The following is an 11,266-nucleotide window of genomic DNA, read 5'->3' as shown; positions in this document are numbered from 1 at the left end:
GCTTCCGACCCCACAGTTCGCTCCAGAATTTAACGCCCGATCAAGTAATGGCAGCCGCTATTACAGTCGAGCTTCAAAACGCCTGAGCCTCTAGTTTTGGGCGGTCCAGCTATTGGGGGGAGGTCAAAGCAACCAACAGTCGCCGGAACATAGTGGCAACCCGGCGGGCCAGGGCCAGCGTAAAGCCGACCCGAACAGCAAGCCCCTCGCCACCGGCGAGGACCAGAAAGACCTCGCCGACGAGTACACTGACGACGGGCTTGACGAGATTCCGCCCCACCTCGTTAACAACCCGAACCGCAACTACGACAAGCCCGATATCGACAAGCCGCCTTACAGCTAAGCTGTTGCATGCTATTTGGAATCCGAACGAGCATTCAGGCAACTGAGTGCTCGTTCGGGTTTTGGCCCCTACCTTCCATTGCGCTTTGCGGGCAGATGCTTCTCGTTGTATTCCCTAAAACGCATCCGTTTTCCAGCTAAAAACCGAACAGCGGATAAGATCCCAGCTAAGAGCGAAAAACATGGCCCGCTACGCCCTCACCGATATCCACGGCTGCCTGCTGACACTGCGCGCGCTACTGGCACGGCTGCCGCTGCGCCCCGCCGACGAGTTGTACTTTCTGGGCGACTACGTGAACAAGGGCCCCGATAGCCGCGGAGTGCTCGACTACCTGATGGCCCTGCCCGGCCAGGGCTACCAGGTAGTCTGCCTGCGTGGCAACCACGATCAGGAGCTGCTCGATGCCGCCGAGGGCCGCACCGACCAGGCCTGGCTTGGCACTACCGAGCGCGCCCTGACGCTGCGCAGCTTCGGCATTACCAGCCTGCAGGAGCTGCCCCTGCCCTACCTGCGCTGGCTGCGCGAGCTACCTTATCAGCTTGATATTGCCGGCTGGACGCTGGTGCACGCGGGTTACGATTTCCGCCAGCCCGCCGCCGCCATGCGCCGCGACTGGCGCACCATGCTCAATACCAAAGCCTTTGTGTTTGATGCCTCGCGCCTGCAGGGCCGCCGGCTGGTACACGGCCACGTACCCACCCCCTACGCCGAGGTGCAGCGCCGCCTGGCCCACCACCCGGGAGCAGTCTGCCTCGACACCGGCTGCGTGTACCGCCACAACCCCGAGCTGCGCCACTTGGCCGCCTTCAACCTCGATACTCACAAGCTGACTTTGCAGCCCAACATCGAGCCGGAATACCCGATTGCGAAACGGTAAGTTTAAGTAAGCGAACGATAAAGCCTCTGTCATTCTGCGAGCAAGGCAGGATAACAGAGGCTTTTTAGCTTTTATTTTCTCAGCACTGCTTACTCCTTCAGCACATCGGAGCGCAGCACGCGGCGGGCCGCCTCCTGATAAGGGTTGCGCGGGTCGTTAGACACGGCGCGCAACGTGTTGCGGGCGGCCGTGGTTTGCTGATTTCGCCAGTAAGCCATGCCCAGATGGTAGCGGGCCCGGCCCGCCAGCGGCGAGCTGGCCTGCGTGGCTACCCGCCGCAGAAATGGCTGGGCTGCCTGAATCTGCTCGGGGTCGTCTTGGCTCAGCAGGAAGATGCCGTTGTAGTAGGTAAGCGTATCCTGGCCGATAGCGTTGGTGGGAATACGTTGCAGTGCCTGTAACGCCGGCGGATATTGCCCCTCGCGGTAAAGACGCATGGCCTCGGCCAACAGGGGCCGCTTGCCTTCCCGCACCACCGAATCAGACAGGCCGGCTTCTGGCTGGTAGTAGCGGTTCCAGCTGTTGGCGGCCGAAGGCGCAGCAGGCCGCCACATCAGCCACAAACCCAACAGCGCCAGCAGCACGCCGCCCACCAGCACACCCCAGCGCCGCTGCTGCTCACGCTGGCGCCGCCGCACCCGCGAAAGGGCCAGCTGGCGCTGGTCGAGGCGCTGGTCGAGGGCCAGCAGGCGCTGGCAGAGGGTTTCATGGCCCGCCACCCAGCGCAGGTCGGCCGTCAGCTGCTCGTATTGCTGGTAGGCCTGGTAAAGGGCGGGGTCGGTTTCGAGCCGGGTTTCGAAGGCCTCCTGCTCGGCGGCGCTCAGCTGGCCGTCGGCAAAGCGTTCCAGCTCTTCCAGGTAGAGGCGCAGGTCGGGGGCGGGCAGGGGCATAAGGGCAGAAATAGCGGCAGGCGGGTGAATCGGACGCGGGGCACGCCGGAGCTAAGCTACGCAGAAGCGCGGTGCAACAATACTAAACGGCGGCGCGCAGGCGCAGCTCATACAGCTTGCGCAGGCAGGCCGACTTCTGCATCCGGGCCACGTTGGCGTTGGCGAAGCCCATCTTGCCGGCCATTTTCTCGAAGTGGTAGCCCCGAAAATAAAAGTACATCAGCATCTTCTGGCAATCGAGGCCCAGGGTGCGGAACAGGGCCAGCAGGTGCTGGCGCCGCCCGCTTTCGTGGGCCGGTAGCCGGGCGGTGGTGCGGGCGGCGCGCACCTGCTCGTCGGCCAGGCCATACACGTAGGCGCGTACATTATCGGGCACCTTGGTCAGGCGGCCATCGGCTACCTGGTCGTAGAACTCGACCAGCACGGTGCGCAACAGCTCGTGGGCGGCAGGCGGCTCCAACTGGTGCTGCCGCCGGGCCCAGCGCGCAAACAGCGTCCGGTTCTGCTCGTAGAACTGCACCAGAAATGACTGATTGCCCACGCGAAGACTCGTCAGGACTTCGGCAAGTTGCTGGGGTGTATCCATAGGAAGGGCAAGATAACGGGAATGGATGAATGAGTGCGTGAACTGTTATTCTCTTCTTTGCCTCAGTCACTCATTCACCGCTTCGCCTTACCTTTGAAGATATGGAAACTCAAGCCCGCGTCCTCGCCCCCGATACCGCCATTTTCGACCTCATCAAGCAGGAGAAAGCCCGGCAAACCCACGGAATTGAACTCATTGCCTCCGAAAACTACGTTTCGGAGCAGGTGATGCGGGCCCAGGGCTCCATCCTGACCAACAAATACGCCGAAGGCCTGCCCGGCAAGCGCTATTACGGCGGCTGCGAAGTGGTCGACCAGATTGAACAGCTGGCCATTGATAGGGCCAAGGAGCTGTTCGGGGCGGCCTGGGTGAACGTGCAGCCGCACTCCGGGGCGCAGGCCAACGCCGCCGTGATGCTGGCCATTCTCAACCCCGGCGACAAAATTCTGGGCTTCGACCTCAGCCACGGCGGCCACCTCACGCACGGCTCGCCGGTCAACTTTTCGGGCAAGCTCTACCAGCCCAGCTTTTATGGGGTTGAGCCCGAAACCGGCCTCATTGATTTCCAGAAAGTAAAGGAAGTGGCCCGCCGCGAAAAGCCCAAGCTCATTATATGCGGCGCCTCGGCCTACTCGCGCGACTGGGACTACCAGGCCCTGCGCGAAGCCGCCGACGAGGTGGGCGCCCTCCTGCTGGCCGATATTTCGCACCCCTCGGGCCTTATTGCCAAGGGCTTGCTGAACAATCCGTTCCATCACTGCCACATCGTAACCACCACCACGCACAAAACCCTGCGCGGCCCCCGCGGCGGCCTGATTATGATGGGCCAGGATTTCGAAAACCCCTTCGGGTTGAAGACGCCCAAGGGCGAAACCCGCATGATGTCGGCATTGCTCGACTCGGGCGTGTTCCCCGGCACCCAGGGCGGCCCGCTGGAGCACGTTATCGGGGCCAAGGCCGTGGCGTTTGGCGAGGCCCTCACCGACACCTACGCCGACTACACCCGCCAGGTAATCAGCAACGCCCAGGCCCTGGCCGGGGCTTTCGTGGAGCGCGGCTACCAGCTGATTTCGGGCGGCACCGACAACCACCTGATGTTGATTGATTTGCGTAGCAAAGGCCTGACCGGCAAGCTGGCCGAAAACACCCTTGTGAAGGCCGACATCACCATCAACAAAAACATGGTGCCCTTCGACGATAAGTCGCCCTTCGTAACTTCAGGGATGCGCATCGGGTCGGCGGCCGTTACCACGCGCGGCCTCACCGAGCCCGACATGGTGCGCATCGTGGATTTTATCGACGAGGCCCTGACCCACAACGCCGACGATGCCCGCCTGGCCAAAGTGCGCGGCGATATAAACGAGTGGATGCAACAGTACCCACTCTTCGCTTAAAGATTAAAGGCGGAGAAGTCTGAAAGTCCGTAAGCCGCGTATCTAGGGCTTGCTGAGTTGGAAAGCCGGGAAGTTGCGGGGAGAGTTAAAATCCCTTGCCTCCTGGTTCCCTTTCTTACTTCCCAACTTCCCAACGTATAAATCAACCCCACCAAGTGTCTGTAACTCAACCCGTGCTGGGCAACCAGCAGGAAATGTCGTTTATCGACCACCTGGAGGCGCTGCGCTGGCACGTTATCCGGGCGGCCATTGCCGTGGTAGTGTTTGCCCTCGGGGCCTTCTTTTCCAAGGATTTCCTCTTTCACGACCTGATGCTGGGCCCCTCGCGGTCCGATTTCTGGACGTACCGCATGTCGTGCAAGCTGGCCGCTTTTCTGGGCGCGCCGGGCCTGTGCATCGATAAAATCGGCTTCGTTATCCAGAACCGCGAGATGAGCGGACAGCTGACTATGCACATCAGCACAAGCTTTATTGTGGGTCTGGTGCTGGGCTTTCCGTACCTGTTCTGGGAGTTGTGGCGCTTTATCGAGCCGGGGCTGTATCCAAACGAGCGGCAGAATTCGCGCGGGGCGGTGCTTTTCGTGTCGTTGCTCTTCATTGCGGGCTTGCTGTTCGGCTACTACATTGCCGCGCCCATGAGCATCCAGTTCCTGGCCGGCTACGTGGTAGATGCCAGCATCGAGAACCAGATTGACATGCAGAGCTACCTGAGCACGCTCACGACTATGAGCCTGTCGTGCGCCTTCGTGTTCGAGTTGCCAATGATTGTGTTCTTCCTGGCTAAAGCAGGCCTGATTACGCCCGAAATCATGCGGGTGTACCGCAAGCACGCCATTGTCGTCGTGCTGGTTATTGCCGCCATTATCACGCCGCCCGAAGTCACCTCGCAAATCATTGTAACCATCCCCATCATCCTGCTCTACGAGCTGAGCATCCACATTGCCCGCGTGGTAACGCGCAACCGCACCGCCTCACTCAACGCCCAGCTGGCCGAGAACAAAGGCGTAGCGGAATAACAAACCGCGAGCTACAAGTTGCAAGCAGGTTCTGTCAGCTTGAAGCTTGTAGCTCAATAAAATCCCACCCCATGAAACTAGCCATCGGCTCCGACCACGCGGGCTTCGACTACAAGCAGATGCTGCTGCAGTGGCTGCGCGACAACGGCTACGAGGTGCAGGACTTCGGCACCCACTCGGCCGATTCGGTGGACTACCCCGATTATGTGCATCCGCTGGCGACAGCCGTGGAAAACGGGGAGTTTGAGCTGGGTCTGCTGCTGTGCGGCTCGGCCAACGGCGTCTGCATCACGGCCAACAAGCACCAGGGCATCCGGGCGGCTATTGCCTGGGAGCCCGAGCTGGCCGCGCTGGCCCGCCAGCACAACAACGCCAACATCGTTTGCATCCCGGCCCGTTTCGTGAGCGAAGAAGCCGCCCGCGCCATTGCCAGCCAGTTCCTCAACACCGCCTTTGAGGGCGGCCGTCACCAGAATCGGGTAGACAAAATTGCGACTGTTTAACTCATTGAATCCGTGCGGGCTGTCATTGCAAAGCACGTAACGCATCGAGCCGGCATGCGCCGCTAATGCGTCCTTTTCGTACGCAAAGCCTTGTTAAGCAGAGAGCCCCCAACGCCAGCACTGACGTTGGGGGCTCTCTGCTTAACAAGGCTTTGTGCCAAGCGAAAAGGAAGGGTTGCCCTGGCTCAGGCTAGCACTGAATTGCGGCTTACTCGCGCGCCGCTAGAACCGCTCGAAATGGGTGGCAACGGCGTGCAGGCCGGCAGGAGTGCAGAGGCCGCGCACGTAGGGCGTAAAAATATTGTGATATATCAACGACAGGTCCAATTCGTCGGGCGGAAACAACTGCTCGTTGAGCACCAGGCTGAACTGCGCCAAGATAATGTGGGCAATCAGGCTGGCATCAAGGCTGGCGCGGAACTGGCCCTGGTCGATGCCGCCCTGCAACAGCCGCACCAGCAACGGACGGGCATAGGTGTGCAGGTGCTCGTCGATAAGCTGCCACGCCCGCGGGAATTGTGTCCGCATGATGTGGTAATCGTAGTGGGGAGCCTGACGCAACTCGTTCATATCATAGCGGAGCAGTCCTACCAGGCACTCGGCGGGCGTATCGAGGTTGGCAAATAGCTCGGCGTGCTCCTGGCGCTGGCGGGCCAGGTTGTGCTCGGTTACGGCACACAGCAGCATTTCCTTCGAGCCAAAGACCTGCCGGAACTCGGTGGGGGTGCAATCGAGCGCGGCTGCCAACTGCTCCTCGTGGGGCAGGCGCACCCCTACCTCTCGAAATAGCGCAGCCGCGCGGTCTAGCAGCTGTTGACGTACAATTTGCTCCATATAAAGCAGTTAAAAGCGGCAGAACACGCATTGGCGTATGCCGCACTTACTCAAAGCAACATACCTAGGCTGAAGAAAAACAGCAGTTGTATCAGGTAGACGAACGGCGCCAGCGCATTGCGCTTGCTGAACTCGACCCGGTTGAAATAGACCTGAAAAATCAGGCTCACCACAAACCAACCCTTAAAGTTAAGCAGCGGAATAACGTCGTACTGCCAGCTCCAGAAATCGTAATGTACGGCCACCGGCTCAATACAAATATCAAGCCCAACCATTAGCGTCGCCGCCGCTATGGCCCGTACAAAGCCCGGCACCGGCAGGTAAGTGGCCAGCACACCGGCCGAATAGGTCACAATCACCCAGTTAACACCAATCATCACCGGAACTTCCAGCCACTTGATGCCCAGCGAGGCGCCGTACTGGTAGTGCCCAAACAGCAGGCCCGTGCGCACGCCTACCACCTCCACAAAAAAGCCCATAAGCGCAATAACGGCGCAGAAACTCCAGAACGCGGCCGTGCGCCGGGGCTGAAAAGCCAGCAGCAGCCCCAGCGTAAGCAGCAGCGTGAGGGGCATGAAGCGCAGGAAGAACTCCGGACTTTCGGAAAAAGCCAGCCCCACGAAACCCGTGACGTGAAACAGCAGCAGCACGCCCTGGGCCCAGCGCAGTCGCCGTTGCTGCCGCTCGGCGCGGACAGCGGCCATCGGGACTGCCACAGTATGTTGTTGGGTAGATTCGGGCATTTTGATGATTTCGTGATCAGCAATCAGGACGGAAGAGGGGCCTTCCAGGCAAGGCCTGGGGCTTTGCCGATGCGGTAACTTCTGTTATTGGTTGCTAACGCTCAATTATTCATTAAATCAGAAACGATGTGGGCGGAGAGCAGGCAGAGCGGAATGCCACCGCCGGGATGCACCGAGCCACCGCAAAAGTACAGACCTTTCAGCCGCCGCGAAAAATTGGGGTGGCGCAAAAACGCAGCCAGCGCGTTGTTGCTGGAGCTACCATACAGTGCCCCCCCAAACGACGACGTGCGAGCGGCAATACCCGGCGGGTCCCAGACGTGCTCGGCCCTGATAAGCGGCCCGATATCGGTGCCCAAAGCCTGGCTCACCCGGCGCAGCACCGCCGCGCGGGTCTGGGCCACCAGTGCCGGCCAGTCCTGGCCCTGGTCATGGGGCACATTTACCATCACAAACCAGTTTTCGTGGCCTTCGGGCGCGTCGGTGGGCGTGTGGCCGCTGGTGATGTTGACGTACACCGTGGGGTCGGGGCTGATGGTTTGCTGCCCGAAAATGGCCTCGAACTCACGCTTGTAATCTTCGGAGAAGAAAATATTGTGCACGCCCAACTCGGGAAAGCGCCGGGCCACGCCCCAGTAGAAAATAAGCGCCGACGACGACCGGGGCTGGCTGAGCGTGCGCTCGGGCGCCGGCTGCGTGGGCAGCAAATGGCGGTAAGTGGGCACCACATCCATGTTGCTCACCACCTGCCCGAACTGGTAGGTATCCTGGTCGGTGCGCAGGCCGGTTATATGGCCGCTTTCAGTCAGGATTTCGCGTACCGGCTCGTTGTAGCGGAACTCCACCCCCAGCTCCTCGGCCAGCCGCACGAGGCTTTGGGCAATGGCATAGATGCCGCCCTCAGGATAGAACGCGCCAATGCCGTGCTCCAAGTGCGGAATCATGCTCAGCGTGGCGGGCGCCTGGTAGGGGTCGGAACCGTTGTAGGTGGCAAACCGGTCGAAGAGCTGCACCAGCCGCGGGTCAGAAAAGGCGGCTTCGTGGCGCTGGTGCATGGTGCTGGTGAGGCCCAACTGGGGCAGCGCGGCCAAGGCTTTCAGCACATCGGGGCTGAGGTAGGTGCCGGCCTTGTGCAGGCTTTTTTGCAGAAACGTACCCGCCGTAGCGTCGTAGGCCCGGCCGCTGCGGGCCAGGAAAGCGCGCACGTCGGCGGCCGGCACGCCCAGCTTTTCCTCTACTTCGCGGGCAAACTTCTTCTCGTCGGCCCAGGCTGTAACGCGGGTGCCGTCGGCGAAGAAATACTCGGTAATCGGGTCGAGGCGTTGGTAGCGGAAGTAGTCGGCCGGGTTACGGCCGGCTAACTCAAATAGCTCATCCACTAAGTGCGGCAGCGTAAAAAGCGAAGGGCCACCATCGAAGCGGTAGCCGCCGGGCAGTTCCACTTGGTGCATTTTGCCTCCGAAGCTTTCCTGGGCCTCGAACACCACCACCCGGTGGCCCCGCACCGCCAGCCGCACCGCCGTAGCAATACCGCCGATGCCGGCTCCGATGATGGCAGTGGGAGTCTGGGTCATGTAGTTGAGTTGATGGCGGGTGGTAGAGGCGGGACTTAGCTGCGCCCCTACTTGTTGAACGTAGCTCTTCCCAAACCCACAACTTCAAATTCGGTTCAACCCAAATGCCTATTCCACGGCCAGCACCAACCCTTTGAGGTAGGCACCTTCGGGATGGAAGAGGCTCACGGGATGGTCGGCGGGCTGGGTGAGGCGGTGCAGGATGCGGGCGGGGCGGCCAGCCTCGATGGCGGCGGCCAGCACCGCGCCCTCGAACAGCTCGGGCGACACTACCTGCGAGCAGCTGAAGGTGAACAACAGTCCGCCGGGCGCAATTTGGCTGATGCCGGCCGCGTTGAGGCGCTTGTAGCCCATCAGGGCATTGTGGCGGGCCGAGAGGTGCTTGGCGAAGGCGGGCGGGTCGAGCACGATGAGGTCGTACTGTTCGTCGCGGTGCTGCTTCATGAAGCTGAACACGTCCTCGGCAAACGCCTCGTGCTTGTGGGCCAAACCGGTGAGGGCGGCGTTACGCTCGGTCAGCTCGATGGCCCGCTTGCTCGAATCGACGGAATGTACCAGCTCGGCGCCGGCCTGCAGGGCGTAGGTGCTGAAGCCGCCGGTGTAGCAGAACGTGTTGAGCACCCGGCGGCCGGGCGCGTAGCGGGCCAGCAGGCTGCGGTTGTCGCGCTGGTCGATGAAGAAGCCCGTTTTCTGGCCCGTTTCCCAATCCACGACGAACGGGTGGCCGTTTTCGTGCACCACGTGCTCCTGGCCGCTGCTTTCACCCAGCAGGTAGCCGTTCTGCGCGCCCGGCGCGGCTTTGGCGGGCACGGTTTCGGCGCTCTTGTCATAAATGGCCCGCAGGCCCGGAATGACGGCCTGCAGGGCGGCCGCAATCAGCGGGCGCGACTGATACATGCCCGCGCTGTGAGTCTGGACTACAGCCGTGTCGCCGTACACGTCGATAATGAGGCCTGGCACGCCGTCGCCCTCGGCGTGGGTGAGGCGGTACACATCGGTGTTGCCGGTGCCGGTGAGGCCCAGGCCCTGGCGCAGTTGGTAGGCGTTGCGCAGGCGGTTTTCCCAGAACGCGGCGTCGGGCAGCTGGGCATCGGGGCCGAAATCGAGCAGGCGCACGGCAATCGAGCCGGGCGCGTAGTGGCCCACGCCCAGCACCTCACCGTTGGAGGCGCGCACCGTTACGGGCGTGCCTTCCGTTACCTCGCCCTCCATCCGGCCAATGGCCCCCGAAAACACCCACGGGTGGCGGCGGCGCAAGGATTGGTCTTTTCCGGGTTTGAGTGTGATGGTAGCGGCTGACATGGCGGCGAATTTAGAAATGGAGTGCAAAGGTAAGAACCCCGGCTCCGCTACGCACCAGCAGTTGCCGGGCCCTTACCGAAACGGGTCGAGGTAGGCCACCAGCACCGCCAGCGCCGACAGCCCCAGCAGCACGGCCCATACCGGCCCGCCCCAAATCAGCAGACCAATGAGCGAAATCGGCCCCACCACTAAGCCCAGCACGCCCAGTACCGTGGTGCCCAACCCTACTTCGGTCACGGCCTGTGCTCCATCAGTAGCACCGGCATTGCGCCGTACCGGCCGCAGCACCGCCGTATAGGCCGACCGGCCCACCGGCGACAAATGCCGCGCTAACCGTGCCGGAACCGCTAAGGGGCGCTCCTGAGCCAGCCGCCGCATCGGGCGGGCGGCTGGCGGCCGAACAGCGGCCGCATTGGCCCCTATGGCAGCCGGCGCAGGCGTTTCAGCGAGCCGCGGTTGGGCGGCAGGCGTTGGCTGGGGCACGTGGGCTACTGCCGGGCCGGGCCGGAACTGGTAGGCCGACTGGGCACTACGGCAACCACCAGCCGCAGCCAGCAGGCCGGCCGCAGCGCAGCAGGAAATGAGAAAACGGCGGGCAGGAGTGATGAAAGAGGGCATAGGTGGCGAGCTGAGAGGCGGCAAGATACGCGGGCCGTCGGGCCCTATACGGCAAGCCGCTCACCCGCGCTGTCCGGCAGCCGCCAACGCCACCGTTATTCGGCGGCGGGAGGCCCGAACCAGCGGCGGTAAATGGGCCGCCGCCAGGCAAACTGCCCCCACACAGCCGGCCATAGCAATCGGTCGAGCAGCGGCGAGCCAGTGCGGTATTCCAGATCTTCCACAATGTAGGTACCGCCGCCGGGTGCAGGCTGCAGCAGGTGGCGGTGCTGCCAGTAGCGGAGCGGAGCCGGCAGCTTATCACCTTCATCTACAAAATAATAGGTGCCGTTGGCGGTAACGCCATGGTCAGTGATAAGGGAAGTCCAGCCCTGGTGCAAGGGGCCGGCGCCCAATTCCAGGTGCACCTCGTCGCCGCGCCGGCAGCCATCGAAGCGCAGCAGCTTAAACGGCGGAAACGGCGGGGCCAGGGCCAGAAACAGCTCGCGGGTAAAGCCTTCCCAGACTTCGGCGGGCGCGGCGGCCACGTGGGTACGCAGGTATAGATTCATGCCAAGCTAACTCCCTAATTGGGGCGCGGGTTTAG

13 protein-coding genes are annotated in these 11,266 nt (G+C 62.1%); 5 read left to right on the top strand and 8 right to left on the bottom strand.

Going from position 1 to position 11,266, the window contains the following annotated elements; genetic code table 11:
- Window positions 1-112 precede the first annotated feature (112 nt).
- The gene (locus D0N36_RS12185) at window positions 113-343 is read left to right on the top strand and encodes a hypothetical protein (protein ID WP_116941841.1); all 231 of its coding nucleotides are present in this window, start codon (window positions 113-115) and stop codon (window positions 341-343) included.
- A gap of 181 nt (window positions 344-524) precedes the next feature.
- A complete protein-coding gene (locus D0N36_RS12180; protein WP_116941838.1) occupies window positions 525-1,220 on the top strand; it encodes a metallophosphoesterase family protein in 696 nt (231 codons plus the stop codon).
- Between the two features lie 89 nt (window positions 1,221-1,309).
- Here D0N36_RS12180 and D0N36_RS12175 read toward each other — a convergent pair whose 3' ends face one another.
- Entirely contained in the window at window positions 1,310-2,110 is an 801-nt protein-coding gene (locus D0N36_RS12175; RefSeq protein WP_190242647.1) for a hypothetical protein, read from the bottom strand.
- Between the two features lie 82 nt (window positions 2,111-2,192).
- Window positions 2,193-2,696: a helix-turn-helix domain-containing protein gene (locus D0N36_RS12170; RefSeq protein ID WP_116941836.1), complete on the bottom strand. Its 504-nt coding sequence runs from the start codon at window positions 2,694-2,696 to the stop codon at window positions 2,193-2,195.
- Between the two features lie 101 nt (window positions 2,697-2,797).
- On the opposite strand from D0N36_RS12170, the gene D0N36_RS12165 reads away from it, so the two are divergent.
- From D0N36_RS12165 to rpiB, 3 genes are all read left to right on the top strand, one after another.
- Window positions 2,798-4,090, top strand: a complete 1,293-nt coding sequence (locus tag D0N36_RS12165; RefSeq protein ID WP_116941834.1) for a serine hydroxymethyltransferase — start codon at window positions 2,798-2,800, stop codon at window positions 4,088-4,090.
- A gap of 155 nt (window positions 4,091-4,245) precedes the next feature.
- On the top strand, window positions 4,246-5,106 hold the full coding sequence (gene tatC, locus D0N36_RS12160) for a twin-arginine translocase subunit TatC (protein WP_317191467.1): 861 nt from the start codon (window positions 4,246-4,248) through the stop codon (window positions 5,104-5,106).
- Between the two features lie 71 nt (window positions 5,107-5,177).
- On the top strand, window positions 5,178-5,609 hold the full coding sequence (gene rpiB / locus D0N36_RS12155) for a ribose 5-phosphate isomerase B (protein ID WP_116941830.1): 432 nt from the start codon (window positions 5,178-5,180) through the stop codon (window positions 5,607-5,609).
- Window positions 5,610-5,831: 222 nt separating this feature from the next.
- Here the strand turns inward: rpiB and D0N36_RS12150 are convergent, their stop codons facing one another.
- The 6 genes from D0N36_RS12150 to D0N36_RS12125 form a co-directional block, all read right to left on the bottom strand.
- The gene (locus D0N36_RS12150) at window positions 5,832-6,443 is read right to left on the bottom strand and encodes a TetR/AcrR family transcriptional regulator (RefSeq protein WP_116941828.1); all 612 of its coding nucleotides are present in this window, start codon (window positions 6,441-6,443) and stop codon (window positions 5,832-5,834) included.
- A 50-nt stretch (window positions 6,444-6,493) separates the two neighbouring features.
- The gene (locus D0N36_RS12145; RefSeq protein WP_190242646.1) at window positions 6,494-7,147 is read right to left on the bottom strand and encodes a carotenoid biosynthesis protein; all 654 of its coding nucleotides are present in this window, start codon (window positions 7,145-7,147) and stop codon (window positions 6,494-6,496) included.
- Window positions 7,148-7,287: 140 nt separating this feature from the next.
- The gene (crtD, locus tag D0N36_RS12140; RefSeq protein ID WP_116941823.1) at window positions 7,288-8,760 is read right to left on the bottom strand and encodes a 1-hydroxycarotenoid 3,4-desaturase CrtD; all 1,473 of its coding nucleotides are present in this window, start codon (window positions 8,758-8,760) and stop codon (window positions 7,288-7,290) included.
- Between the two features lie 108 nt (window positions 8,761-8,868).
- Window positions 8,869-10,062: a class I SAM-dependent rRNA methyltransferase gene (locus tag D0N36_RS12135; protein ID WP_116941820.1), complete on the bottom strand. Its 1,194-nt coding sequence runs from the start codon at window positions 10,060-10,062 to the stop codon at window positions 8,869-8,871.
- Between the two features lie 72 nt (window positions 10,063-10,134).
- Complete coding sequence (locus D0N36_RS12130) at window positions 10,135-10,680, bottom strand: hypothetical protein (protein ID WP_116941818.1); 546 nt, start codon at window positions 10,678-10,680, stop codon at window positions 10,135-10,137.
- Window positions 10,681-10,775: 95 nt separating this feature from the next.
- Window positions 10,776-11,231 carry an SRPBCC family protein gene (locus tag D0N36_RS12125; RefSeq protein ID WP_116941816.1) on the bottom strand — a complete coding sequence of 152 codons (456 nt, stop codon included), beginning with the start codon at window positions 11,229-11,231 and terminating at the stop codon, window positions 10,776-10,778.
- Window positions 11,232-11,266: the final 35 nt, after the last annotated feature.

This window comes from Hymenobacter lapidiphilus, from assembly GCF_003417065.2.
GTDB lineage: Bacteria > Bacteroidota > Bacteroidia > Cytophagales > Hymenobacteraceae > Hymenobacter.
This window is presented reverse-complemented; position numbering and strand designations above follow the sequence as displayed.